Consider the following 22,900-nt stretch of genomic DNA (forward strand, 5'->3'; position numbering starts at 1 on the left):
GCATCAGTCGCCTCATCCATGCAGTTTTGGGCTACGTCGGTATCTTTGTCGCAAGTTGCCATTGCAGACGAGGCACTGAAGGAGGACAGTATAAGGATGAACAACATTCGTTTCATTGCATGAGCCTCACAATCAATGAGTTACGTGGAATGGTCTACAGTAAGCTCAAGAATTCCTATGCATTTCGGTAGAAAGCTCAGCTGGCCAAAGTTCCAGGCCTATTTGGCGGAGCATGCCTCGCAAGTTCCTGTCGCATTGTTACGCTCAGATGCACACTCTCTTCTTTCGCAGCAACCCACGAATCCACAGACAGGCATGTCTCCGGTTTGGACTTTGGGAGGGATTGGCGTCATCGGAACCGAGATAAGAATGTTAGGATGCCAAGCCCCCAACACAGATGGGGCCGCTGCCTGTGCCATGGAGGCTGAACCCGAGACGATAAGAATCAGTGCTAACGCATGAAATCGCATCTCACACTCCTCTATAAAACAGCTGCAACGCTTATATTGCCTTACGGCTCTTTCCAGTCAAATCACGTATTCATTGTCTAATGTAGCGATTGTTAATAGGGCATGGGTGAGCCGCTTTCGTCGATTTTTCGACTTTGATTGCTGCGGCGCGGCCACGGCAGCGTGTCGGCTGGCCCTGACCTAGGCCCGCAGGCGATTTCGCGCGCTGGCGGCCCCTGTATGGCCTGAAAACACCTATTGAGGCGCCAAGGCTGGGGTGATTTTTCGCGGTTTAACGATTGCAACCTTCACGTGCCTTGATGCACATTGCAACCTTGCGCGTCAGCCCCCCGCGATCAGGTCGCGCATGCGCCGAAACTGGGCGTCGTCAATGACGCCATCATCGAGAAGCTTTTTTAAACGCTCCAGTTTGTCGACTGTATCAAGGTGCGCTGGCTGAACAATTGATCGTTGGATGCCTGAAGGGTTCTCGATCCGAACCCGTTGAACATCGTTGGCGAGAGGGTTCAGTCCGGACTCCCCGCCATTGGAGCCCTGAGGGTCTTTGCTGATGTGGACGGCCATGAAGGCCCATATGAGACAACCGAGCCAAACGATGCCGGTGCCAGCGAGCGCGGTGCACAGCACAAGAATGAGCCACCTGTTCGGGTGGCCTCTATAAAAGGCTATGATCGCAGGCAATTCATAGATGATCGCCACGATAAGCAGAAACACAGCTATTATGGCGTAGCCGGGATCGACATCGGTCGCTGCAAAGGCCGCGCTCGGCAGCGATGACATGGCTAATGCAATAGCCAAGATGGGTACCACCGATCTGGTCGTTTTCATCATATCTACCGTCACGCCCGCTGCATCATCGCGCCGAGGACGACCATGTAAAACGCCGCGCAAGCCAACCAAACCCAAAGGTAGCCGAACCCTTTTTTGAGCAGCCACGCCCTGCGCCAGAAATACCCGATTGGGCTCAACAACACGAAAGGTATCAACGCCCGATGTTTCGGATTGCGCCAGCTGCGATAAATGTTGCGAGCATCGAGGCTCGCGAAGATCAGGCTTCCCCATGCCCCTAGAAAGGGAGTTGCGCCAGCGAAGGGCCCGTCCACCACATCGTTGCCGTTGGCAAACAGGACTAGGTCGATCACCAGCAACAGCAGGGGAGAGAATGCCAGCCACTTGGCATAGTCATCGTGAGGAGCCACCTGCTCGGGCCGGTAGTCGCTAGGCCATTCACTGGATGAGGCACTTACTACGCCTCCCGGGTTTTGCAGCAACGCTGAGCGGTGGGCAGCAGGCAGCGGAGGTGGCGCGACTGCGACCTGAGGTAGGGGCGGTGGTCGGAGCCGCTGCGGCGCGGCCTCCAGGTGTGTTTGCGACGCGGGCTTCCACACTGTGCCTAAGCTTGCCGTCCAAACCAACGTCCCGGGCGGCAATAGGTGATTGACAAGCATGGTGTTGAGGTCGCCCTCCGACACCGGCCCCCGTTGGGCGCCATTCTCCTCAAAATACCATTCAGCCATAGTCTGTCCCTCCGTGCGCGGCTGGGGGTCGGCGGCATCTCACGGCAGCCATGGTAGGCCGCTGCAAGCGGTTGGTCGGTCGGCTAAGGTTTGCCAATCGACAATGGAGGATTGTCCATAAACCTCTGCAGATCCCGCCGTTCTTGCGGGTTCATAGCGGTGGGGTCGCCCGGCTCAAGAGTCACTTGATTGTCAGGTCTGGTATTGAGCCATTTTTGGATCTGGGAGGTTGGGAAAGAGACTCTGCCGTCGAATCCGCAAGCATTGTAATTTGCGATTAAAATTAGGTCCGTTATGTCTCCGCGCTCCCGCAGCATTATGCCATCAAGCCAAACAAAAGCTTTGTATTTATTTGGGCCGAATATGTGGAAAAGCAGGCCTTCCGCTGGATTCGCCATCGATCTGTGGGAGAGATATACCACAGGCTCGCCATTGAAGGTGCTTTTTTGGAGGGGTTCCTGAGGCTCAAACCCTTGTTGTGGATCAAATGCAACGCATTCGTCATGCGGATAGTCGGGCATCGCTGGTTGAGCGCTCATTGTGAACTGGTACAACGCTTCAAACTCAGGACTACCCGGGTATTGTTCTGGCGTCGGTTCCTGCCGTTGCGTTTCACGAACGACGGCGGCAGCCTTTAACATCTTCTCCGCGATCTCAGGCCTCGCAAACCTAGCTTGTGCAAAGCCGCAAACCATCGAGTTCGCGGCATATATCAGGCGATAGTTACCGGTTGCCAGCTTCAGCAGATGTACCTGTTCCAATTGATAGAGAGCTGCCTTATCGAAATTCGGTGCGGCTGCCAGCATCGCGGCTCTGGCCTGATACTGATCTGTGATATCGACCCATTCATCGAGTTCATCAGGGCTGCCAGATGAAAGCCGTTGGCGGAGTTCCATTAGCTGGCTACCGGCTTCACCGTAGGAATAGCAGTCGCTTGTCTGCGCCATACTTGCGTCGGTCGGATACAGCCACGCAGCAATCAAGGCTATCGCCATTAGCCCCAGTTGCCTTGGATTGTTCCCAACTGAGCCTTTGTCGGCTGCAACTGTCTCGCTCGAACGCTCAGCTTCGGTGGACATTGAGCGCCACCCTGTTCGCCATGCGAAAGACATTAGCACTGCCAGAATTGTCATTCACGTTCCCCAAGTCGCGTTTCAAATGCCGTACATGTCGCCGCGTCGTTGCCAATCTGACGGCATATTTGTCTAATATGTCGGCTATATCCGATAGATTAGTGGCCAGCAAGTTGGTCGCGTCCATCACATGGATGGACGCAGCCGCATTGCTTGGAATCTTCGACGTCTTCGTGCCGCAAAGGGTATCAGTCAGGAAAACCTCGGCCTTGAAGCCGAAATTGATCGCGGTACGATAAGCGAAATCGAGAGCCTGAAATTTAACCCGTCGATCGATCTTCTTGACCGCTTGGCGTCCGCGCTGGCAGTGGATGTCGCTGACTTTTTGCTCGTGCCACCACCCGGCAGCGAGAGGCCAAAGCCATTGAACGCCGGGCGAAAGCCCGGCAAGTGACAACGGCACTGTGCCGCTCCGACACTGCGGGCTTTTGCGACCGAATATGAAGATGTCAACCGCGTCGATCATGGTCCACCGGCCGAGCCGACTACCGAGTCATCGACCGGAGAATAGTCGTTACCAAATCGGTCTCAGGCTGATTGCCGTTAAAAATCCCGAGCAAGTATGTTGCCTTGTCGTGTCGCTCGGCGTCGTTCCCAGCCGGATACCGACAAACTGCCAGCAACAGTTGGTCCTCAAGATCGCTTGCTTCATCCAATCGCCGGATTTCATCCAAGGTGGCAGCGCGCCCGAGTTTGACGGGGTTGGTTTCACGACTGACGCGTCCGAGGTCCGAGAACGCAGCGCAGTGCTCGCACATGGCTTTCATCAGCGCCGGAGCCACATCTTGCCAGCCTTCCTCGAAGGAACTGGTGGCAGCTTCGCTTGGCGGGTTGCGCACCAACGCCAGAGCGGGCGCGAGCCCCAGCGCAGATAAAGCTCTGATCAACGCCCGACGTGACAACAGGCGGCGCATCAGTAGTCCTCCGAGAGCATAATCGTAAGAACGCGGGTGGTAACCGCCGGGTCGGCCGGATCATCCGAACCGAATTGCATCGCCCGGTCGTAATAGTCGACCTTCCAGATGATGGCCTTGCCGCCGACCTCCAGCACTGCGCAGTCGTGCTCACCGTATGGGTCGTTGTCGCCGTCGAACTTGTCGAAGCGGGCGACGGTCGCGACGATATCTGCAATGACCGTTGCCTGCAGCGCAGCGACCCCGGCGGTCAGAACGACGCGCCCACCTTGTCCCGTTCTGCGCAAGCTGTCGTTTAGTTGCGCGATACGCTGCTGCCGACTGCCGAGCGCGCAATTCTGACTGAAGCTACAGTCCAAAGTCATATGCGAATCCTTCATCCTGGCCGCTGCCGCGTCCGTGGTCATACCGATGATGTTAGAAGAGGTGGGCGGCAGCCTGAGCTACACCGCCCGGTGACAGGTAGGCGTCAGTCGGTGTGTTCGGGATGAAGCAGGGCGATATGGATCAGGCGACGGGTGAACACCGGCACGTCGAGCCAGTCCCGCCAGCGCAGGGTGTAGAGACCTTCGGGGCTAATCTTCACGACTTGTGCCTCAAACCAGCCTTGGAAGGCCCCTTCGGTCGCCAGCACGAGGCTGCCGACTTCAATCTTCTCCCAGTCGGTCGGCCAATGCGGTTCGGGGCGCCTTGGGCCGCTCTCTGGCGCGCCGGTGCCTGAGGCCCTTTTGCCGGGCTTGATTTTCTCGACAGCAGGCTTGGCGGCTCTCACCGGCCATACATACGACTTCGGCAAGTGGTCGGCGATCATGTCGAACGTTGCTGCCTTCACGAACGGCACGAAGGCCTTGCCGCTGGCGAACACGCGGCCTTGTGGCAGCTTACCTGCAAGATCGCGCAGCTCGTCGGTGGAAGCTCGAACCGCTGCCATGCCCATCATGCCAGCCGCTTTTTCGGCAACGTCGGTTTCGGCCTCGCCGAACCATGATGCATGCGCCTTGCCGCCGTCATCGAGGCCCAGGACGATCAGGGCTGGCAAGGCGGCCGGGGAAGCGGTTGAAACTGCTGCGTTCGTCATTCATGTCTCCAAAAAGAAAAAGGCCCCGAGATGGGGCCTCATGGTTGAATTTTCAGATGATGATCGGCGGCGTCGGCATGAACCCGAAGGCGGCACAAGCCGGGCTCGAAGCCCTGTCGTCAAGTCAGCCATAACCAGCCTTTTTGCACGTTTTGACAGCGAAAATTACCATCTGAACAACTGTACAATATCAGAAAACATGCCGTCTGTCAATGAATTTCTGTTTTATATCAAATAGTTAGCGTCTTTGTGGCCAGCTGCACCTCATTAGAGGCCTGCCGAGTTGCAGACCAACATCAGCGTTAACAAGCTAATGCAGCATGCGGCGAAGCAGTTCCGTCAACTTGGAGTCAACCTCTCCATTCCGGTAGACGTTGTTGCCTACGACTGTCCGCTTTGGCAAATCCACGATGAGATGTACCCCGAGCAGGTAGCCGTAGTGATAATCGGGATTTGGAGTGTATTCCAAGGTCATCATTGTCAGCTTGCGGATATCGTCCGCATAATCCTTATTCTGTGCCCGCTTGGCCTCGACCACCAGAATGTTTTCATCCTGAAGGTGCATCCGATGCACGATGATATCAGGTCGGATTTTCTTTAACCGTTCCTTGCCCGCCTCGTCATTCCACGCCAACCGCTTTTCCTCATCCTCACGGCGGGTCCATTCCGGACTCACCCGCCACTCAGGGAAATAAGGCACCATCTTGATGGCAAGGTCGGTGGAAATGGAGAACTCCTCCGGCGCAGCTTTGACCAGATCGTCATCGGCCAGCATTTCCCTCACAGCTTTGGAGAACTGGCCGAGAATGACCTCGTCGGGAATTCTCGTGTCTTTGCCCATGCTATTGTCCTTCCGCTGCCCTGAAGCGTAGTTGTATCAGCCCCGCAAGCTGGCCGAATAGGAGGCCTTTAAATTTCAGTGAATTGACGCGTCGTACCGGTGCAAGGGACACCTTATGATAGTAGTATTGCGACTTTGTTTTTCAGAGGTCGAGAATGCCCGGCGAATACCTTTTCAACGAAGGCTCAACTTTGGATTTGGCCCGCCAACTACCCCAGAAAGCAATGGAGGAATTGAGGGCGTATCCAGAGAACGTATTTCTCTCAACTTCCGTCGAAGATACCGTCGCAGCCTTGGTGGAGAAATACCATCCAGAAGTTCCGCTGTTGGACGAAGGCGGCGTGTGGGTCGAAGAGAAGGAACAGACCTACGATCCCCGCCACGACCGGCGCGACTATTTCCAAGACCGCTTCGGAACGCCCGAACCCCAACGGTTTCATGTGGTGGTGTTCCATTTGCCTTTCAGTGGGGACGGCGGATTTTTCCGCTTTCAGCCTTCGAGGGCCTCCTATCCCGGACCGAAGGCCACCGTCCAAAGAAACGAGCTGCTGATAACGATACAGACAGGCAATAGGACACCAGAGCAGGTTAAGGCCGACTTCCAAAGCGTTGTGACGAGTATCAAAGAACACATGGCGACCGCGAAGGCGGACCTCGCCCATGTCGGCTCTCAGATAGAAAATCCCGCACGTGCCTTCTTTGACAAACGTAAGGAAGAACTTCTCCGTGGAAAGGGATTGGTGGCGTCGCTTGGCTTTCCGATGAAGCGAAGGCCAGATGCCCCGACAACGTTCGTCGCTCCCGAAGTGCGTCGGAAGGTCGTTCCTGTCCGACCGGCGACCACGGCTCCTTTTATACCGGAACCGGCCCTTGATGAAAAGGAATACGCCAACATCCTGAATATCATGGAGAACATGACGAAGGTAATGGAGCGCAGCCCTCACACCTTCATAAACATGGGTGAGGAGGACATCCGCCAGCACTACCTTGTGCAATTGAACAGCCAGTATGAAGGCCAAGCCAGCGGCGAAACGTTTAACTACGAGGGGAAGACAGACATCCTCATTCGCTCGGAAGGGCGTAACATCTTCATCGCCGAGTGCAAATTTTGGCACGGTGAAAAGGGTTTCACCGAGACCGTTGACCAGCTGCTTTCATATTTAAGCTGGCGCGATACCAAAACGGCGGTTGTGATCTTCAATCGCAATAAAAACCTTTCCGGCGTCATCGAAACGGCCAAAGCGACAATGAAGGCGCATTCCCAATATAAGCGCGGTCCGACAGCCGAAGGAGAAACCCGATTTCGATATGTCCTAGGCAATCCCGGGGACGCAAACCGCGAGGTGATCGTGACCCTTATGATATTTGATATTCCGACTGAACCTTGAGCTTGCGCGCCGATTCAGCAGGGTCGTACACATTCCTCGTATCAATCCCGCAGACCAACCCGGGCCTTTAATTGGTTGTATCCGGGCGCGAGCTTCTTGGGTTTTTCGCTGCCGTCACAGGTTTGTTTGGAAGCGGATCGTCATCAATAAACATGCTGACGAAAGTCACGTCGCCTTTCGTTTGCGGAACGTTGCTGCAGTTTTAGCCACGCACCCGACCAGAGGCAGTGCGCCGGTCTTCTCATAATCCAACGCATACATCTTCTGCCCCACCAGATAGCCTGCCGTCACGGTCCCATCATTGTGGGAGCCATAGTCTTTGCCGAGCTTCGCCTTGATGAGAGGGTCGACCGCTTCAAGCGGAGGCCGACCTTTCACCGCGGCGTCTAACATTTTCTCGACGTTCTCAGGATTGTTGATGACGATCTCCATTGCCCGATACGTCGGATCGCCATGGGCAAGTGATCGATCCTTTTGGTAGGGCAACCCCGTTGCCTTTAGCATCTCGATTATCGCTTCCGCTTCAGGCCCGCCCTTGTTCAGGCAGTTTCGGTAGATCTGGTCGCGCTCTTCAAGCGTCTTGGTTTTCAATTTTTCGACGGTGTACATTTTTGGCTCCCCTCAGACCGTGGCTTCGTATTCCTTAGGGTCAACCAGCTTGCGCAGCTGAACGCCGATGTTCATCCGCTGTTGGCCGGGATTGAGTTTGTCATAGCGCTTTTCGATGCCGTACTTTTTGGCCACCGCATAAAGCCGCTCCAGAAGTAGGTCGCCGTTTTCGTCTCGAACCTGCTTGTTTAGCCACACGTTGAAGGCGCTGTGCTTGGTGTTCTTCACCCAAGCTTCACGCTGCTCCCTTGTGATCTTCATGGAGCGAGGATCGCTTCCTACTGGACGATAGGTGGTCCCGCTGGTGAAGAGGCTTGGACGCGTTATACGAAGCGCTGTACGAGCTATCTCATAACCGAGCGCCTCCATAACCTGCCTAACCATGTGACCGATCATCTGCTTCGTGCGGTCGTCGGAGATGTCTTCTCCGAACTCGGCAACGAGGCCCGCCGCCAATGGTTCAACGGCTGCTCGCTCCAGCAAAGTAGCCGTTTCCATCCGGATTTGGTTGTCGTGCTCTTTTAAATAGGACCAGATCGCGCGACCAAGGTCGGTTTCAGCGAGATCTCGAAAATTCTGTGGCCGGTAGGCTAGGTTCCTCAGCTGGTCGGGCATAACATCCTCTCTTTTTGACACCTGTCATATATGCGCCTTTACAGAACACCTGTCAATAGTGCATCCATATGTCGGTAGCACAGGCCGATGAAGGCCATGGAGGCCAGCCGCGCGTGGTTCACTGAACGCCGGGTGCCTGAGGTGAAAGAGCTGCCGCGAATAGGTGGGGGTCGAAGGCGAGAAATCTCAGCTTCGATTCCTGCCCGTTCAGCATGAGCCGCACCTGAAGTGTTTTCTTGCCGCCCTGCCCCCCGCGAAGAGCGCCTGCATCCCTCAAGTCCCGAAGGATTTTCTCGCTGGCTGCGCCGCACACCCGGTCGATGGTTTCCCAGCGGAGGAATAATACCTCCACGCCATTTCGCACCTGACGAAACCCGTCGAAGCTATCGTCGCTAAGGAATGATGGCTGGCCGGATCCAAGTACGGGCACACGCTGCCGGTCGATGACCGCTGCCTTCAATGCGGATCTAGCTTGCGAAACAGCCACGTCGCGCCTGCTGGCCGTTAAGGCATTGCTGGCGCGCAAGTCACGACATACGTCCAAGACAAAGGCCGGAGTCCAAGGCAACAGGCCAATTTGAACAGCGATCTGTCCAGCGGCGTAGACCGCCCCAAATTTTCTAGCAATGCTACGTTCTGGACCGGAAGCACGGGGACAGGCGAGCGCGACATATTGATCAACGTGAGCCCGCACTTCGCCGGAGATGGTCGTGTAATTAGCGGTCAGATGCCGGAGCCATCGTTTCATCGGTATGCCATAGTTACTACGGCATGCGCTCTTGACAGCTTCAGAACGCTCTGCCAGCTGCCGAGGTGTCTCACCGGGCGTGACCCGATCCCAAATGCCACCGCTTTCCTCAGGAGGCACTTTGATGTCGATCCACCGCCTTTCGTCGCCAAGACTTGGTTCAAGACGCTCACGTTCGAACTCTTCTCGTAGGCTAAGGGGACCCGAACTCAACACCCAAGCGAACCACTCGAGCTCTGGCAGGCTATCCCGCACTACCGTCGACAAAGAACTCGACCGTCCTCCTGTGATGGTATGTAGGCGGTTTGACAATGAACGAACGCGACCGCCCTCATCGGCCCTAAAACGTTCAAGATCATCCAAGACCATCGGAAGATCACTATGGGCGGCTGAGCGCTCGTGTAGTGCGCGCCCCGACGCGTTCCAGTCCGGCAACTTTTTCGCCTTGCCAGCAACCGATAACGCGGCAAGCAAAGCAGTCGTCTTCCCAGTCGAACTTTTGCTGTGGAAATTGAAGACCGCGCCTTCGTCCAACTCCGCAAACCCCGATATGGGAGCCGCCAATGCGGCCGCGATGGCAAAGGACACGTAGGTGGATTTCGCCGCAGGCCTTGCAACCTTCGCCTGCCAGCGAGATAGTGTCCCGCCGGTAACACCGAGTTCAGAGACCTTCAAAGCTATATCGTCGCGAAGCCGGATCTTGTTGGCGGCGCCATTGATGGGATCCTCGGCGTACAAGAATACGTTGTCGTGCCATCCGGAGCGCCCTGCCTGCAGTCCCGGCTCATCAGGAATGGCAGCGAGGATGCCACCAATGATAGCATCGCGCGACTGCTGATCCATCGGCAACAGCGCTCCGTTATCCCTTAACCCCGCTATCAGCCGCTGCCGAGCATCAACCACGGAAATCGGAAACAGTGCCGAGCCTTCACCCCCACCGGCAGCGGGAAATCGTACCTCTAGAAGGTCGGTGCCCGAGATTTGGTCGCGCCAGCGATAAGCTGTCCAAGCTATGGCCTGCGGCATGACAGTAGCGTTAGGCCTGGATAGCGGAATCAACGCAGGTTTTCGGTGGCTTTTTTTCATGCCCATTTCCATCTTCTGTGCTGCGGCTGCCTCACCTGCCTCACCTGCCTCACGGGCTGGCGATACACGGCTTTATGGTGAGCATGGCTTAGGTTTGGCCCTGAGAGGGTAACGCAGTGTTGCCTGTTTCCACGGTGAGGGCGTAGCGGTGACATGGTCATCCTTGCCCCGTAGGCGGTCGCCGTGACTGTCCCGGTCGCAGTTTGCGCAACCTCGTAGAAATCGCGCTTCGTGCCGTCGTCGACAAATTGGCGATGAGCCTAAATGGGCCGTTGTCGCAACGTATGCCCAGCAGGATCAGACGGTCCCGCCACCCGTGCACTCCATAATTCAGGATGATTTCACGGCGCTCGGCAGGTTTAAGAAGTTGCCGTACGCCGTCATCATCCATCGATGCCTTCGACTTTTTGGCCAGAGGCTGCTTGAAGGCGTAAGAGGCGCAGCGGAAGAAGTCCTTATCCGTCGGAAGAACAGGATCAACCCGAAGAGGGCGTGGAACCGAGAAGTCCAAGGTTATGGATGTGTTGACAGCCTTGGTGATCTCGGCTTCGGAGGCCCCCGAAACCATAAGGTGGATATGGAAGGGCTTCCCCGCAGGAACGTTGTCGACCGTAACGTAGACGGTCTCGAGAGAACCGAAGATCAGCAGGTCGTCGATCTTCATACGCCGGAACTTGGCCATCAGGGCGTAGATGCAGGGCTGATCGCGAAGCTGCCCGAAAGGGCGGTCGCCGCCGGGCGGAACGGTCCAGCCCGCAACGCGGATGGTGACGAAGTGCCAAGCGACATAATGCAGGCGCTCGTCATACAGGAAGTCGAGCAAGTTGATGCGGAGCTGCCGTATGCAACGTGGGCAAAGACCGCCTCGACAAGGATAGATATCCGAGGACTCCCGCATGGGGAGGTGGTCAAGGCCCAGCCACCGCAAGGCGTTAGAGGTATCCCTCTGTTCCTTGCGTATGATCGAGATCGGGTCAAAGTTCGGCAAATATTTAAGCCACTGGATCCTCATTTGTCATCTCGTGCATCAAATTCGGTGGTCGACCCGAATTTGTTCGCGCGGATGAATTGGTCCAAATCGGATACGGCGTAGGCGACCCGCGAGCCGAGCTTGACAAATTTAGGACCGCCACCAGCCACCCGCCAATTCGCAAGTGTTTTCGGGCTGATGCACAAGGCAGCGGCCACCTCGTTCGGACGAAGCAGAACGCTATGGCCGACTTCCACTTCTCCATCGTCAACTTTTATATGTTCACTTTTCAACATCCCAGACTCCTTGCGCTCGGCAAGGTCTTGGAGCTGATTCAGTCGTCTTTGAGCTAAGACGCCGCGCAACCTCAGAACCTCACCAAATCGGTGAAATTTCAAAGCCGAAACGGAGTCACTCGGGCAATGGCTAAGCCAGCTTGCCAATGACGATTTCGGGTATGTCCTGAGTTGCGCCCTCTGCCAAACGGCAGCGCGAATTCAACGATGCATCATAACTGGCAACGGGGTCAAGTATGAAAATGGTGATTGCTAGGTGGTTGCTAGCGAACCGAGAAGTTCGCTAGCTGAACTGCAAATTATTGATTTTGTTGGCGCACCCGACAGGATTCGAACCTGTGACCTCTGCCTTCGGAGGGCAGCGCTCTATCCAGCTGAGCTACGGGTGCTTTCAGGGCAACGAGCCCGGAAAACGAACCAGCCGGTGAACCGGCAAGTCACGGCTTCTTAGCGGAAGCTGGCGCGGGCTTCAACGGGCAATTGGGGGCGTTGCGAACTTGGCTTGATGCGTCCGGGCCTGCCGTACGGCGTCCTGCCCCTCGCAGGCTCCCTGCCCTTCGGGCGTTCAGCGCCTTAAAAGGTCCGCTGGACTTTTTGATCCGTCCGAAGGCGGACCGGCACTTCACCGTTCGAAGCTCGAAAGCCAGGCCGTTGGCTTTTCGTCCGCTACGCGGACCACTCCACCAACCTCACTGCCCCGCCGGGCTCTTCACCGTCCGTCGCGCGCGCGCGGTCCGCTTCGCCTTCTTCGCGCTCGCCAGTTCGTGCATGGCATCGAGCTGCATCTGCTGCATCTCCGCCAGCCGCGTCCATTGGCGCGAGATGAGGTAGTCGAGCTTTTCGTGCAGATGGCGCACTTCGAGCTCGGCCTTGAGGTTGACGCGGTAGTCGTTGAAGGAGCGCAGGCGGTCTTTCACCTCCTGGCGCTTCTGGCTCATCATGATGATCGGCGCCTGGATGGCGGCGATGCAGGAGAGCAGCAGGTTAAGCAGGATGAAGGGGTAGGGATCGAAGGCGCCCGCCATGCCCTCGAACAGATTGATGCCGATCCACACCAGAAGCACGCTGCCGAACGAAATCAGGAACCACCAGCTGCCGCCAAAGGCGGCCATGCCGTCGGAGACGCGGTCGGCGAACGTCCGGTGCTCCTCGAACTCTTCTTCGCTGTTTTCCGAAATCGTGTCCTGCCGGGCGATCGATTCCACCACCTGGCGGTCGAGCTCGGAAAATTCGCCGTGCTCCTGCTGCAGCAGCTCCTCCATGTAGCGCATGCGGTAGCGGCCGAGCTCGTCGCGGCTGATGCGCGCGCCCTTGGGCAGATCCGGATGGTCGGAGCGGATGCGGTCGCCAAGGCTCGGGCGCAGATCGTCGATGCGCACCAGGTCGCGCTTGCGGAACTTGCGGCCCGAGATCGCCGACGGTTTCTTCTTCGGCTTCAGCCGCGACGCGCCGGGTCCGCCCGGTTCGGAATCCGGCACTTCGGGGGTATCGAAATGCTCGTCGGAAACCTCGTGCAGGTCGGCTTGCGTGGTCGGCGCCTCGAAATACTCGCCGCCGCTGTCGTTCTCATTGTCGGCCGACTTCTGCTCGGATGCCTTGGGAACGGTGCTCATGATGGGCTCCTGCTGTCGCGCTGTAGTCTAGAATACGCCATGGCGGCGGGGCATATCCACTGTCGGATTCCGCAGCCTATGCCACGTCTTCCGCACGATTGCGTGACACCGGCAAGACGATAGCCGGCTGCGGGGTTTTATGGGTTGGCCGAAGCGCCCCGGCTTCTCCCAGCTCATTGCTGTTCGGCGAACATCAGCCTGGTCTTGGTGTCGGCCATCGTCGGCGACAGGCTGCGCTGGATCAGCGCCTCGACATGGTCGTTGCGCTGGCGGGCGCTGTCGGCGCCCATCACCACCACGATCAGCTGGCGGCCGTCGGCGTCGTAGGAGGTGACGATGTTGAAGCCGGAGGCCCTGATGTAGCCGGTCTTGATGCCGTTGACGCCGCGCACGCGGCCCAGCATGTCGTTGTGGCCGCGCACCAGCCTGCCGCGGAACATGAAGTCGCTTTCGGAAAAATAATGGAAGTGCTGCGGGAAGCGCCGCTGCAACGACATGCCGAGCACCGCCATGTCGCGCGCGGTTGTCACCTGGCCGTCGTCGGGCAGGCCGGATGCGTTGCGGAAGGTGGTGCTGGTCATGCCGAGCGCGCGGGCCCTGGATGTCATCATGGCGGCGAACTGGTCCTCCGAGCCGCCGAGATATTCGCCCACCGCCACCGCCACGTCATTGGCCGATTTGACGACGATGGCGCGAATGGCGGAATCGACGTCGATGCTCTCGCCGCGGCGGAAGCGCAGCTTGGTCGGCGGCTGCGAGGCGGCGTGACCGGAAACCGGGATCTGCGTTTCCTTGGTGACGCGGCCGGTCTCCATCGCCTCGAACAGCAAATAGAGCGTCATCATCTTGGTCAGTGACGCCGGATAACGCTGCACTGTCGAATTGACCTCGAACAGCTGCTTGCCGGTTTTTGCGTCGACAACGATGGCCGCGTATTTCTGCGGCGGCGCCGGCACGGCCAGCACCGAGTCGGGCGGGGTCGTGGTCGAGCAGCCGGCAACGAAGGCCGCCAGGGCGAGGGCAGCGATGATTTTCTGGAAGAGCGGAAGAAGGCGCGGAAAGGACAAGGGCTGAACTGTTCTGGCGATGCGGTTGCTGAGATGAAGCGAAGCTAACGTAACGCGGCGGATGCGTCCATTTGGTTAATGCCGGTTAGCCCCTGGAATGTCGAGGCACGGACCACCTTACCTCCACCTCGCTCACCTCCACGTCGCCGGGCACCTGATGCAAAATGCCTGACGCCCCGCTTGCGCAAACCACCGCGAACGGGTTCTGGTGCGGGCATCAGAATCGGCGAGTGCAGCCATGGATTTCATCACGATCAAAGCCAAGGGCATTTCGGTTTCGCTCGACCTCACGGTCGGCCACATCGCCGACATGACCGTCGAGAGCGGCGGGCGCCAGTTGCGGCCACTCCACCGCGCGCCCTGGGTCGATGCAGGCGAGATGCTGCCGCCAGACCTGCCGCGGGGCACCGTCCGGCTTTCCGGCGACTTTCTCTGCGCGCCGTTTTCGCGCAGCGATGTCGAGGAGGCGCCGCTGCATGGCTGGCCGGCCAACAGTGCCTGGGATGTCACCCAAAGCGGCGCGACGGATGATGGCTGGCGGACGGTCTTCCGGCTGCGGCGCAAGGTGATGGGCGCCAGCGTCGACAAGATTTTCACGCTGCGCGACGATCATCCCTTCCTCTACCAGGAACATATATTTTCCGGCGGATCCGGCGCGATTTCCGTTGCCCATCACCCGATGACGGCGATGAAAGGCGGCGGCAGGCTGGCTTTCTCGCCGAAGCGGTTTGCCGCCACGCCAGCCGATCCGCTGGAGCCGGATCCCGCGCGCGGCCGCTTCGTGCTGGCCTATCCCGGTCGGTCGTCCGACCTCGAGCATTTTCCCGCCGCCGGCGGCGGCACTCTGGATCTCACGAGCTACCGCATGGAGGATCGGCGCGAGGATTTCCTCACCTTGGTCGAGGCCGATCATGGCGGACCCGGCTGGACCGCGCTTGCGCGCAAGGCCGAAGACGATCTGGTGCTGGTGCTGAAGAACCCGGCCGAGCTGCCGGTCACCATGCTGTGGTTCAGCAATGGCGGGCGCGACTACGCGCCGTGGAGCGGCCGCCATCTCGGCGTGCTCGGCATCGAGGATGGGCGCACCGCGATCGGCCACGCCGCCTCGCTCGGCGACAACTGGCTGAAACGCGAGGGCGTGGCGACGGCATTCGCGCTCGGCGAGGGCCGCGCCGTCTCGTTCCGCCATGTCATCGGTGCATTGCCGCTGTCGGGTGGCGAACTCCCGCACGCGATCACCACGTCGCATGGCCGCCTGCGATTGGCTGGCGCCACGGCGTCGGAGGTGCCGTTCGACAGCGAATTTCTGCGCATCGGCCGGCCGGCGCAAGCTGAAGGGCAGGCCTAAGGGAACCAATCGTGTTCGCCAGCGCTGGCTTCCATGACCGTTCGCTCTAGATCGTGCAAATCGCGGTTTGAAATTTCCAGCGACTGCCGACAAGATGCGCCCAAAGTCGTGCGGAAGGAGCCAAGAAATGTCCGAAATCGCCCACCTCGCCGCCACCATCTTCAAGCGCGCCGGCAAGGCGAAGCGCTTCATCGTCGCCATTGCCGGGCCGCCGGGCGCCGGCAAGTCGACACTATCGACAAGCCTGCATGACCTTTTGCCGGAAGGCGCGGTGGAAGTCGTACCCATGGACGGCTTCCACTATGACGACATCGTGCTCAACGCGCGCGGCCTGCGCGCGCGAAAGGGCGCCCCTGACACGTTCGACTTCGGCGGCTTCGAGGCGCTTTTGAAGCGCATCCGCGCCGGCGAGGCCGAGATCGCCGTTCCGGTCTTCGACCGCGGCATGGAATTGTCGCGCGCCGCCGCGGCGATCGTCGGCGCCGAGACCAAGTTCATCCTGGTCGAAGGCAATTACCTGCTGCTCGACGAGGAGCCGTGGTCTCGCCTGGCGCCGCTGTTCGATTTCTCGATTTTCGTCGACGTGCCGCGCAACGAGCTCGAACGCCGCCTGATGGAACGCTGGCATGAGCATGGCCGTTCCGAAGCCGACGCGCGCGCATGGATCGCCTCCAATGATATGCCCAACATCGAACGTGTGCTGGCACGGCGGCGGGCGGCCGACCTGGTCGTTGGTTAACCTGCATAATTGTCGGCATTTTTCGACGGGAACCTTAAGACTTTCAAGGGCGTTATCCCTGCTAGGCAATCATGCCGCAAGAGGGATTCCGTCCCATGGCAACCAAGGCAAGAAAGCCCGTCAAGGGCAAGCCAACCCAGGCGACGCAAGCGAAGGCCGGGGCAGGTCCGGCGGTCGCTCAGCGCTCCAAGGATGCCAAGCCCGCCTTTGGCAAGGCGCCGCCGAAAAAAGTCATGCCGGCTGGCGCGTCGAAAGCGGCCGCGCCGAAAGCAGCCGCCAGGACCGCACAAGCAAGGAAGCCGGCCGCGGCCGGCGACTCGAAGGTTCGCACGGCAGCCAACATCGCCGCCGGAGCGGTGGTGGCCACGGCGCGAGGCGTGGCGTCCCTCGCCGCCTCCGTGGTCGGCAAAGGCGGATCCAAGGCGAAAGCAAAGTAGGACAGCGTTGCTTCCGGGCCGGCGGGTTCAGCTCCGCGCCGGGATGGTCAGGCCCTTCTGCACCGCAGGCCGCGCCAGGCCGCGCTCCAGCCACGCCGCCAGGTTGGTGAAATCGTCGAAGCCGACCAGATCGCGCGCCTCGTAGAAGCCGATCAGGTTGCGCACCCAGCCGATCAGCGAGATGTCGGCGATGGTGTAGTCATTGTCCATGATCCATCTGCGGCCCTTCAGCCTGACGTCGAGAACGCCGAGCAGGCGCCGCGATTCGTCGCGGTAGCGCTCCAGCGGCCGTTTGTCGGCAATCTCGCGGCCAGCGAATTTGTGGAAGAAACCGACCTGGCCGAACATCGGCCCGACAGAGGCCATCTGGAAGAACACCCACTGGATCGTCTCGTAGCGCCGCGCCGCGTCGATGGGCATGAGCAGGCCGGTCTTTTCCGCCAGATAGAGCAGGATGGCGCCGGACTCGAACAGGCCGATCGGCGTGCCGCCGGGTCCGTTGGGATCAATGATCGCCGGGATCTTGCCATTGGGATTGAGCGACAGGAATTCCGGGGTCCAGCTCTCGTTCTGGCCGATGTTGATCAGATGCGGCTCGTAAGGCAGGCCGAGTTCCTCCAGCGCGATCGATATCTTCACGCCGTTCGGCGTCGTTGCCGAATAGAGCTGGAGCTGGTCGGGATGCTTGGCCGGCCAACGGGTTGCGATCGGAAAGGCGGACAGGTCGGCCATCGAGAACTCCTGGGCGGGGGATTTGCGCCAAGCGGCGCGGCGGCGGGTCGGCGGGTCGGCGGGTCGGCCAAGACCTAGGGTCGCGGCGCGGCCGGATCAATATGGCGGCGACGGTTTCGCCATACAGGGACAGTCAATCGGTTCGGAACCGTGGGAGCTACCTTGACCGCCCGGGATCAGATCGCCTTGAAGGCCAGCACCGCATTGGTGCCGCCGAAGGCGAAACCATTGCTGATGGCGGCGCGCACCTTCCGCTCGCGCGCGACATTGGGGGTCACGTCGAGATCGCAATCGGGATCAGGCTCGCGGTAATTCGCCGTCGGCGGCACGACGCCTTCGCGAATCGCCATGACGCAAGCGATCATCTCCAGTCCGCCCGAGGCGCCCAGGCAATGGGCGTGCATCGACTTGGTCGAGGACACCGAAAGAGCGCGCGCATGGTCACCGAAGACGCGCTTGATCGCGAGCGTCTCGATCTGGTCGTTGGCCTTGGTGCCGGTGCCGTGCGCGTTGAGGTAGTCGATATCCTCGGGATTGAGCCCGGCGTCGGCCAGGCAGAAGCGCATCGCGGCTTCCGGTCCCTCGACGGTCGGCGCGACGATGTCGGAGGCATCGGCCGAAAGGCCGGCGCCGGCGATCTCGGCCAAGATGGTGGCGCCGCGCGCCATCGCGTGTTCGTAGCTTTCCAGGACCGCCATGCCGGCGCCTTCGCCCAGCACCAGGCCCTGGCGGTCAGCCGAGAACGGACGGCAGGTGTCTGGCGACAGCACGCGCAGCGCCTCCCAGCCCTTCAGCACGCCCCACACCAGCGGCGCATCGGTGCCACCGGCCACCATGACGTCGGCGCGGCCGAGCCTGATCTGGTCGGCCGCCGATGCGATGGCATGATTGGCCGACGAACAAGCCGAAGTGACGCCAAACACGGGGCCGCGCAAACCCAGATGCATGCTGACCTGGCCGCCTGCGGCGCCCGGCATGACCCTGGGCACGGTGAAGATGCCGGCGCGATTCTTGCCCTCGATCAGGATGGCGCGGTAGTTCTCCTCGATCGTCTCGAAGCCGCAGACACCGACGCCGACAATGGTTCCCATCCGATAGCTATTCTCGGCGTGCGGAGCCAGTCCGGACTGCTGCATGGCTTCCTTGGCCGCGAGCACAGCCAGCAGGCTGAAGCGATCCATCGACACCAGCTGCTTGCGCTCGATGCCATGGTCGGGCAGTGCTTTGATCTCGCAGCCGGTCTTGACCTTCAGATCGTGCAGGAAGGGATTGTCGATAGGGCCGATCGCCGAACGGCCGGCGCGCATCTCATCCCAGATCGCCGGGACATTGGTGCCGAGCCCGCATATCCCGCCAAGGCCGGTGATGACGACGCGTTTTTGCATTCGGTCAGGCTTTTTTCGCGATCAGCGCGCGAACGGCCTCGACCATGTCGCCGACATTCTTCAGATTGCTCCAGGCATCGACCGTGTTCATCTCGATCTCGATGCCATATTGCTCCTCGAGGTCGAAGATGATCTCGGTCAGCTCCAGCGAATGGATGCCGAGCGCCGTCAATTCGGTAGCGGTGGTGATTTCCTCGCCGCCCGGCTCGGCATGGGCCTTGATCTTCTCGATGATGTCCGTTGCCAGCTGGTCAGCCATTCGGTTTCTTCCCCACTTGTCGTTTCCCGACGCCAACTGAAAAGCGCCTTCTTGTCCTCGATAGCAGGCCGCGACCTTCGCCTTATACCCCCGTCAAGCGCGCCTGACCGTACCAAGGTGGTTCCCTCTATAGAAACGGAAACGCCATCAAGCAACAAGCTATATGTCGACAAAAGCACCACAGTGCTTAACCTGACGGCGTGGATACGATCGAAAGTACGAAGTTTTCAGCTCAGCTGGCCCAGCGCGCGGCGGGCAAGGCGCAGCTTGGTTGCGCCAGCATCGACGGCCGCACGCGGCTGCGGCGCCTGTATCAGGACGGCTCCGCCAAGATCCGGCTGCCCGCCGTTTCGGCCGGGCCGCTGGAGGCCGTCCTGATCAATACCGCCGGCGGGCTGACCGGCGGCGACCGCCTCGGCTGGGATGTCGATGTCGGCGCGGATGCCAGCGCCGCGATAACGACCCAGGCCTGCGAAAAAGTCTATCGCGCCGTATCGGACCATGCCGAAGTCCAGGTCAGATTGACTGTCGGCGAGAATGGCAGCATCGCCTGGCTGCCGCAGGAAACCATCGTCTTCGACCGCGCCGCCTTTGCCCGCACGCTCGATGTCGAGCTAGAGGCCGGCGCCGAAGCCCTGGTGCTGGAAGCCACTGTCTTCGGCCGCCTGGCCATGGGCGAACGTGCCGCGCAGGGCACTTTTCGCGACCGCTGGCGTGTCCGCAGGGAAGGAACCCTCATTCATGCCGAGGATTTCCGCATCGGACCCGCGATTGCCGGCACGCTGGCCCGTACGGCGATATCAGGTGGCGCGATCGCCATGGCTACGCTGCTGCTGGTGTCGCCGCGGGCAGAAGCCTTGCTCGACCCGGTCCGGGAGATCATTGGCGCCCGGGGCGGCGCCAGCCTCTGGAGCGTGAAGACATCTGGCAAGCTTCTTGCGAGGCTTTACGCCGAGGACGGCTACCGGCTGCGCCAGCGGCTGGTCCCGCTCGTCGGATTGCTCAATGGAAGGGCGGGGCTGCCCAAATTATGGTCACTGTGACTGTGTCCGCATCATTTCAGGAAGCCGCATGAACCTGACGCCGAGGGAAAAGGACAAGCTGCTGATCGCCATGGCGGCGGTCGTGGCGCGCAAGCGGCTGGAGCGCGGCGTCAAGCTCAATCATCCGGAGGCGATCGCGCTGATCACCGATTTCGTCGTCGAGGGCGCCCGCGATGGCCGCCCGGTGGCCGAACTGATGGAGGCCGGCGCCCATGTCGTCAGCCGCGCCCAGGTGATGGAAGGCATCGCCGAGATGATCCATGACGTGCAGGTGGAAGCAACCTTTGCCGATGGCACCAAGCTGGTGACCGTGCACGAACCCATCAGGTGAGGAGACCGACATGCTTGAGCTGCGCCCGAACTGCGAATGCTGTGACAAGGACCTGCCGCCGGACGCGCGGGATGCGCGGATCTGTACTTTCGAGTGCACGTTCTGCGCCGGCTGCGTGGACACTGTGCTCGGGGGCGTCTGCCCGAACTGCGGCGGCAATTTTACAGCCCGGCCGATCCGCCCCGCAGCGATGCTGAAGAAATATCCGGCTTCGACCAAACGCGTGCTCAAGGCCGAGGGCTGCGGCCCCCGCCAAGCCGCCTGACGAAAGGCAAGTAAAATGATCCCTGTCCAACGCCTGTGCCTCTCGGCGAGCCTGCTTTTGGCGGCAGCCATGCCCGCCTACGCCCATGTCGGCATCGGCACGACCTCTTCGTTCACCGCCGGCTTCATGCATCCTTTGTCCGGCCTTGATCATATGACTGTGATGATCGCGGTCGGGCTGTGGGCGGCGCTCAAGGGCGGCGGAGCGATCTGGGCGTGGCCGGCGGCCTTTGTCGGCGTGATGCTGGGCGGCGCTGCCCTTGGCATGGCCCACATGCCGCTGCCTTTCGTCGAACCGGGGATCCTGGCCTCGGTCGTGGCGCTCGGGCTGCTGGTGGCGCTGGCGGTCGATTTGCCTGTTTCGGCCGGTGTCGCCATTCTCGGCCTGTTCGCGCTGTTTCACGGCCATGCCCATGGCACGGAAGTGCCGGAAAATGCCGGCGGGCTCGAATATATGGCCGGCTTCGCCGTCGCCACCGTGCTGCTCCATGCCATCGGCATCGCCGCCGGGCTTGGCCTTGGCATGCGGTTCCGCGCCGTGGCTCGCATCGCGGGTGCCGCCTGCGCGGCGATCGGCGTCGGCTTCGTCTTTGGCGTCGTGTGAGGTCAGATGATCCCCGGCGAAATCATCCCCGCCCAAGGCGATATCGAACTCAACAAGGGTCTGCCGACCGTCACCCTGAAAGTGGCCAATAGCGGCGACCGGCCGGTCCAGGTCGGCAGCCACTATCATTTCTTCGAAATCAATGAGGGGCTGAAATTCGACCGCGAGCGGGCGCGCGGCATGCGCCTCGACATCGCCGCCGGCACGGCCACGCGCTTCGAGCCCGGCCAGGAACGCGACGTCACGCTGGTGCCTCTTGGCGGCAAGCGCGAGGTCTACGGGTTCCAGCAGAAGGTGATGGGCAAGCTGTGAGGCCGGTGGCGTCTCATGCGCGGCGGGCGCCCCGCGTGGGGACAAGCACGAGAGCAGACGCTGCCGGCTCAGTCCGACGGTTTGGCCGCCGCATAGATGACGATCTTCCCGGGATTGTCGAATTCGACGGCGAGAACGTCATCCGCCAGCACGCGCCGCGAAGCGATGGCATTGAAGAGCAAAGCGTTGGCTTCGATCTCCTTGCGCAATTCGGTGACGTCCTCCTGGTGCTGCCGGACCTTGTTCTCGATGGCCGGCGGCGGGCCGCCCTCGCTGCGTGCCGCATCGGTCAGGAACACGATATCGACCTTGTCGAGCTTGGACGTCTTGCGCACCGTGCTGATATTTTCGCGCGTGCGGTCGATCGCGGAACTGACCTTGCCGATCTCCGCGGCCGTCTTGGCCTCTTCCTGATTGACTTGCGAGCCGACGATGCGGTCGACGGTCTCCGGACTATCCAGCCCCTGCGCGTTCACTGCCGCCTGGGGAACGCTCGCCGCCAGAAACGCAGCCGCCGCAATGGCGTGCAACCATCGGGCGTCGGGCAGCAAGCGGGCATCGGGAAGAGTGATGGGGGCCATCGTTCGCTTTCGCAGTTTGCTCCAACACCTGGAAAACGAAACGCCCCCAGCCCTGTCCCGGTTCCCTTCCTATTTCGGCGGGCGGACCGGATACCGGCCCGCCGCGCCGGGTCTTTAACTCGCTTTCTTGGTGATCAGGGTCAGCGCGCCGTTTGGCTCCATGCTGGCCGCGACCACCTGCGCCGAGGTCATTCCCTTGGCCTGAAGGGCGGATTTCACCTTGGGCGTGGCGTCAATCGAACTGCGCAGCTTCTGAAGGCCGGCATCGCCACGCTGGGCGATCACCTGATTGACCTGCGTCTGGGTGTCCTTCGGCAGGTCTGTGATGTCGACAATATTGACGCTCTGGATCGCCGGCGCGGCCTGCTGGCCGCCAGGGGCCGGCGTTTTCGCCCCGGGGGCGGTCGTAGCCGGTCCGGGCTGTTGCGCAGGCTGCTGCTGGGCACTGGCGGGGCCAGCGAGCATCAGGCCGGCGGCGGCGGCGGCAAGAAGTATCGATTTGCGCATGGATTTTCCTTCC

The 22,900-nt window shown here is 60.3% G+C and carries 29 protein-coding genes and 1 tRNA gene; 10 read left to right on the forward strand and 20 right to left on the reverse strand.

All coding sequences use genetic code 11. The features are described from left to right. Positions 1-791 precede the first annotated feature (791 nt). From LB556_RS07870 to LB556_RS07880, 3 genes are all read right to left on the reverse strand, one after another. Complete coding sequence (locus LB556_RS07870) at positions 792-1,301, reverse strand: superinfection immunity protein (protein WP_224565762.1); 510 nt, start codon at positions 1,299-1,301, stop codon at positions 792-794. 8 nt (positions 1,302-1,309) lie between these two features. Next, positions 1,310-1,987 (reverse strand): DUF4339 domain-containing protein, encoded by a 678-nt coding sequence (locus LB556_RS07875; protein WP_224565764.1) that lies wholly within the window; start codon positions 1,985-1,987, stop codon positions 1,310-1,312. An 83-nt stretch (positions 1,988-2,070) separates the two neighbouring features. Continuing rightward, positions 2,071-3,066 (reverse strand): hypothetical protein, encoded by a 996-nt coding sequence (locus LB556_RS07880; RefSeq protein ID WP_224565766.1) that lies wholly within the window; start codon positions 3,064-3,066, stop codon positions 2,071-2,073. 184 nt (positions 3,067-3,250) lie between these two features. On the opposite strand from LB556_RS07880, the gene LB556_RS07885 reads away from it, so the two are divergent. Then, on the forward strand, positions 3,251-3,514 hold the full coding sequence (locus LB556_RS07885; RefSeq protein ID WP_224565768.1) for a helix-turn-helix transcriptional regulator: 264 nt from the start codon (positions 3,251-3,253) through the stop codon (positions 3,512-3,514). 91 nt (positions 3,515-3,605) lie between these two features. On the opposite strand, the gene LB556_RS07890 is transcribed toward LB556_RS07885, so the two are convergent. From LB556_RS07890 to LB556_RS07905, 4 genes are all read right to left on the reverse strand, one after another. Continuing rightward, complete coding sequence (locus tag LB556_RS07890) at positions 3,606-4,034, reverse strand: hypothetical protein (RefSeq protein WP_224565770.1); 429 nt, start codon at positions 4,032-4,034, stop codon at positions 3,606-3,608. Further along, positions 4,034-4,441, reverse strand: coding sequence for a DUF3768 domain-containing protein (locus tag LB556_RS07895; RefSeq protein WP_224565772.1), 408 nt, complete (start codon positions 4,439-4,441; stop codon positions 4,034-4,036). The genes LB556_RS07890 and LB556_RS07895 overlap by 1 nt, the downstream gene beginning before the upstream one ends. A 62-nt stretch (positions 4,442-4,503) precedes the next feature. Next, entirely contained in the window at positions 4,504-5,112 is a 609-nt protein-coding gene (locus LB556_RS07900) for a hypothetical protein (protein WP_224565774.1), read from the reverse strand. Between the two features lie 310 nt (positions 5,113-5,422). Then, positions 5,423-5,953, reverse strand: a complete 531-nt coding sequence (locus tag LB556_RS07905) for a hypothetical protein (RefSeq protein ID WP_224565776.1) — start codon at positions 5,951-5,953, stop codon at positions 5,423-5,425. 155 nt (positions 5,954-6,108) lie between these two features. On the opposite strand from LB556_RS07905, the gene LB556_RS07910 reads away from it, so the two are divergent. Beyond that, the gene (locus LB556_RS07910; RefSeq protein ID WP_224565778.1) at positions 6,109-7,341 is read left to right on the forward strand and encodes a hypothetical protein; all 1,233 of its coding nucleotides are present in this window, start codon (positions 6,109-6,111) and stop codon (positions 7,339-7,341) included. 165 nt (positions 7,342-7,506) lie between these two features. On the opposite strand, the gene LB556_RS07915 is transcribed toward LB556_RS07910, so the two are convergent. The 8 genes from LB556_RS07915 to LB556_RS07950 all read right to left on the reverse strand — a co-directional run bounded on the left by LB556_RS07915 (position 7,507) and on the right by LB556_RS07950 (position 14,345). After that, a complete protein-coding gene (locus LB556_RS07915) occupies positions 7,507-7,950 on the reverse strand; it encodes a hypothetical protein (protein WP_224565780.1) in 444 nt (147 codons plus the stop codon). Between the two features lie 12 nt (positions 7,951-7,962). Next, on the reverse strand, positions 7,963-8,565 hold the full coding sequence (locus LB556_RS07920; protein ID WP_224565782.1) for a hypothetical protein: 603 nt from the start codon (positions 8,563-8,565) through the stop codon (positions 7,963-7,965). Positions 8,566-8,683: 118 nt separating this feature from the next. Beyond that, positions 8,684-10,405 carry a DUF927 domain-containing protein gene (locus tag LB556_RS07925; RefSeq protein ID WP_224565784.1) on the reverse strand — a complete coding sequence of 574 codons (1,722 nt, stop codon included), beginning with the start codon at positions 10,403-10,405 and terminating at the stop codon, positions 8,684-8,686. A 151-nt stretch (positions 10,406-10,556) separates the two neighbouring features. Further along, the gene (locus LB556_RS07930) at positions 10,557-11,222 is read right to left on the reverse strand and encodes a conjugal transfer protein TraG N-terminal domain-containing protein (protein ID WP_224565786.1); all 666 of its coding nucleotides are present in this window, start codon (positions 11,220-11,222) and stop codon (positions 10,557-10,559) included. A gap of 185 nt (positions 11,223-11,407) precedes the next feature. Beyond that, entirely contained in the window at positions 11,408-11,665 is a 258-nt protein-coding gene (locus LB556_RS07935; protein WP_224565788.1) for a helix-turn-helix transcriptional regulator, read from the reverse strand. Positions 11,666-11,977: 312 nt separating this feature from the next. Beyond that, positions 11,978-12,054 (reverse strand) — tRNA-Arg (locus LB556_RS07940). A gap of 300 nt (positions 12,055-12,354) precedes the next feature. Next, positions 12,355-13,278, reverse strand: a complete 924-nt coding sequence (locus tag LB556_RS07945; protein ID WP_224565790.1) for a DUF1003 domain-containing protein — start codon at positions 13,276-13,278, stop codon at positions 12,355-12,357. A gap of 173 nt (positions 13,279-13,451) precedes the next feature. Next, on the reverse strand, positions 13,452-14,345 hold the full coding sequence (locus tag LB556_RS07950) for a D-alanyl-D-alanine carboxypeptidase family protein (RefSeq protein ID WP_224565792.1): 894 nt from the start codon (positions 14,343-14,345) through the stop codon (positions 13,452-13,454). A 238-nt stretch (positions 14,346-14,583) separates the two neighbouring features. On the opposite strand from LB556_RS07950, the gene LB556_RS07955 reads away from it, so the two are divergent. The 3 genes from LB556_RS07955 (at position 14,584) to LB556_RS07965 (ending at position 16,869) form a co-directional block, all read left to right on the forward strand. Continuing rightward, a complete protein-coding gene (locus LB556_RS07955) occupies positions 14,584-15,693 on the forward strand; it encodes a hypothetical protein (RefSeq protein WP_224565794.1) in 1,110 nt (369 codons plus the stop codon). Positions 15,694-15,820: 127 nt separating this feature from the next. Next, entirely contained in the window at positions 15,821-16,432 is a 612-nt protein-coding gene (locus LB556_RS07960) for a nucleoside triphosphate hydrolase (protein WP_224565796.1), read from the forward strand. Between the two features lie 95 nt (positions 16,433-16,527). Continuing rightward, entirely contained in the window at positions 16,528-16,869 is a 342-nt protein-coding gene (locus LB556_RS07965; RefSeq protein ID WP_224565798.1) for a hypothetical protein, read from the forward strand. A gap of 27 nt (positions 16,870-16,896) precedes the next feature. Here LB556_RS07965 and LB556_RS07970 read toward each other — a convergent pair whose 3' ends face one another. The 3 genes from LB556_RS07970 to LB556_RS07980 form a co-directional block, all read right to left on the reverse strand. Then, complete coding sequence (locus LB556_RS07970) at positions 16,897-17,601, reverse strand: glutathione S-transferase N-terminal domain-containing protein (RefSeq protein ID WP_224565800.1); 705 nt, start codon at positions 17,599-17,601, stop codon at positions 16,897-16,899. A gap of 176 nt (positions 17,602-17,777) precedes the next feature. Beyond that, complete coding sequence (locus LB556_RS07975) at positions 17,778-18,986, reverse strand: beta-ketoacyl-[acyl-carrier-protein] synthase family protein (RefSeq protein ID WP_224565802.1); 1,209 nt, start codon at positions 18,984-18,986, stop codon at positions 17,778-17,780. Between the two features lie 4 nt (positions 18,987-18,990). Beyond that, positions 18,991-19,245, reverse strand: a complete 255-nt coding sequence (locus LB556_RS07980; protein WP_224565804.1) for an acyl carrier protein — start codon at positions 19,243-19,245, stop codon at positions 18,991-18,993. Between the two features lie 200 nt (positions 19,246-19,445). On the opposite strand from LB556_RS07980, the gene LB556_RS07985 reads away from it, so the two are divergent. The 5 genes from LB556_RS07985 to LB556_RS08005 are packed head-to-tail and all read left to right on the forward strand — an operon-like array spanning position 19,446 to position 21,799. Then, positions 19,446-20,288 (forward strand): urease accessory protein UreD, encoded by an 843-nt coding sequence (locus tag LB556_RS07985; RefSeq protein ID WP_224565806.1) that lies wholly within the window; start codon positions 19,446-19,448, stop codon positions 20,286-20,288. Positions 20,289-20,316: 28 nt separating this feature from the next. Then, positions 20,317-20,619: an urease subunit gamma gene (locus LB556_RS07990; RefSeq protein ID WP_224565808.1), complete on the forward strand. Its 303-nt coding sequence runs from the start codon at positions 20,317-20,319 to the stop codon at positions 20,617-20,619. Between the two features lie 10 nt (positions 20,620-20,629). Beyond that, positions 20,630-20,884, forward strand: a complete 255-nt coding sequence (locus LB556_RS07995) for a DUF1272 domain-containing protein (protein WP_224565811.1) — start codon at positions 20,630-20,632, stop codon at positions 20,882-20,884. Between the two features lie 15 nt (positions 20,885-20,899). After that, the gene (locus LB556_RS08000) at positions 20,900-21,487 is read left to right on the forward strand and encodes a HupE/UreJ family protein (RefSeq protein ID WP_224565813.1); all 588 of its coding nucleotides are present in this window, start codon (positions 20,900-20,902) and stop codon (positions 21,485-21,487) included. A gap of 6 nt (positions 21,488-21,493) precedes the next feature. After that, the gene (locus LB556_RS08005) at positions 21,494-21,799 is read left to right on the forward strand and encodes an urease subunit beta (protein ID WP_224565815.1); all 306 of its coding nucleotides are present in this window, start codon (positions 21,494-21,496) and stop codon (positions 21,797-21,799) included. Positions 21,800-21,867: 68 nt separating this feature from the next. Here LB556_RS08005 and LB556_RS08010 read toward each other — a convergent pair whose 3' ends face one another. Beyond that, entirely contained in the window at positions 21,868-22,380 is a 513-nt protein-coding gene (locus LB556_RS08010) for a hypothetical protein (RefSeq protein ID WP_224565817.1), read from the reverse strand. Between the two features lie 114 nt (positions 22,381-22,494). Then, positions 22,495-22,887, reverse strand: a complete 393-nt coding sequence (locus tag LB556_RS08015) for a hypothetical protein (protein WP_224565818.1) — start codon at positions 22,885-22,887, stop codon at positions 22,495-22,497. Positions 22,888-22,900 lie beyond the last annotated feature (13 nt).

This window comes from Mesorhizobium sp. ES1-4 (genome assembly GCF_020164745.1).
Taxonomy (GTDB): domain Bacteria; phylum Pseudomonadota; class Alphaproteobacteria; order Rhizobiales; family Rhizobiaceae; genus Mesorhizobium.

Coding starts and splice junctions, on each gene's coding strand:
- LB556_RS07870 (WP_224565762.1), bottom strand. CDS start 1,301: ATGATGAAAACGACCAGATCGGTGGTACCCATCTTGGCTATTGCATTA.
- LB556_RS07875 (WP_224565764.1), bottom strand. CDS start 1,987: ATGGCTGAATGGTATTTTGAGGAGAATGGCGCCCAACGGGGGCCGGTG.
- LB556_RS07880 (WP_224565766.1), bottom strand. CDS start 3,066: ATGTCCACCGAAGCTGAGCGTTCGAGCGAGACAGTTGCAGCCGACAAA.
- LB556_RS07885 (WP_224565768.1), top strand. CDS start 3,251: ATGGATGGACGCAGCCGCATTGCTTGGAATCTTCGACGTCTTCGTGCC.
- LB556_RS07890 (WP_224565770.1), bottom strand. CDS start 4,034: ATGCGCCGCCTGTTGTCACGTCGGGCGTTGATCAGAGCTTTATCTGCG.
- LB556_RS07895 (WP_224565772.1), bottom strand. CDS start 4,441: ATGACCACGGACGCGGCAGCGGCCAGGATGAAGGATTCGCATATGACT.
- LB556_RS07900 (WP_224565774.1), bottom strand. CDS start 5,112: ATGACGAACGCAGCAGTTTCAACCGCTTCCCCGGCCGCCTTGCCAGCC.
- LB556_RS07905 (WP_224565776.1), bottom strand. CDS start 5,953: ATGGGCAAAGACACGAGAATTCCCGACGAGGTCATTCTCGGCCAGTTC.
- LB556_RS07910 (WP_224565778.1), top strand. CDS start 6,109: ATGCCCGGCGAATACCTTTTCAACGAAGGCTCAACTTTGGATTTGGCC.
- LB556_RS07915 (WP_224565780.1), bottom strand. CDS start 7,950: ATGTACACCGTCGAAAAATTGAAAACCAAGACGCTTGAAGAGCGCGAC.
- LB556_RS07920 (WP_224565782.1), bottom strand. CDS start 8,565: ATGCCCGACCAGCTGAGGAACCTAGCCTACCGGCCACAGAATTTTCGA.
- LB556_RS07925 (WP_224565784.1), bottom strand. CDS start 10,405: ATGGGCATGAAAAAAAGCCACCGAAAACCTGCGTTGATTCCGCTATCC.
- LB556_RS07935 (WP_224565788.1), bottom strand. CDS start 11,665: ATGTTGAAAAGTGAACATATAAAAGTTGACGATGGAGAAGTGGAAGTC.
- LB556_RS07945 (WP_224565790.1), bottom strand. CDS start 13,278: ATGAGCACCGTTCCCAAGGCATCCGAGCAGAAGTCGGCCGACAATGAG.
- LB556_RS07955 (WP_224565794.1), top strand. CDS start 14,584: ATGGATTTCATCACGATCAAAGCCAAGGGCATTTCGGTTTCGCTCGAC.
- LB556_RS07960 (WP_224565796.1), top strand. CDS start 15,821: ATGTCCGAAATCGCCCACCTCGCCGCCACCATCTTCAAGCGCGCCGGC.
- LB556_RS07965 (WP_224565798.1), top strand. CDS start 16,528: ATGGCAACCAAGGCAAGAAAGCCCGTCAAGGGCAAGCCAACCCAGGCG.
- LB556_RS07970 (WP_224565800.1), bottom strand. CDS start 17,601: ATGGCCGACCTGTCCGCCTTTCCGATCGCAACCCGTTGGCCGGCCAAG.
- LB556_RS07975 (WP_224565802.1), bottom strand. CDS start 18,986: ATGCAAAAACGCGTCGTCATCACCGGCCTTGGCGGGATATGCGGGCTC.
- LB556_RS07980 (WP_224565804.1), bottom strand. CDS start 19,245: ATGGCTGACCAGCTGGCAACGGACATCATCGAGAAGATCAAGGCCCAT.
- LB556_RS07990 (WP_224565808.1), top strand. CDS start 20,317: ATGAACCTGACGCCGAGGGAAAAGGACAAGCTGCTGATCGCCATGGCG.
- LB556_RS07995 (WP_224565811.1), top strand. CDS start 20,630: ATGCTTGAGCTGCGCCCGAACTGCGAATGCTGTGACAAGGACCTGCCG.
- LB556_RS08000 (WP_224565813.1), top strand. CDS start 20,900: ATGATCCCTGTCCAACGCCTGTGCCTCTCGGCGAGCCTGCTTTTGGCG.
- LB556_RS08005 (WP_224565815.1), top strand. CDS start 21,494: ATGATCCCCGGCGAAATCATCCCCGCCCAAGGCGATATCGAACTCAAC.
- LB556_RS08010 (WP_224565817.1), bottom strand. CDS start 22,380: ATGGCCCCCATCACTCTTCCCGATGCCCGCTTGCTGCCCGACGCCCGA.
- LB556_RS08015 (WP_224565818.1), bottom strand. CDS start 22,887: ATGCGCAAATCGATACTTCTTGCCGCCGCCGCCGCCGGCCTGATGCTC.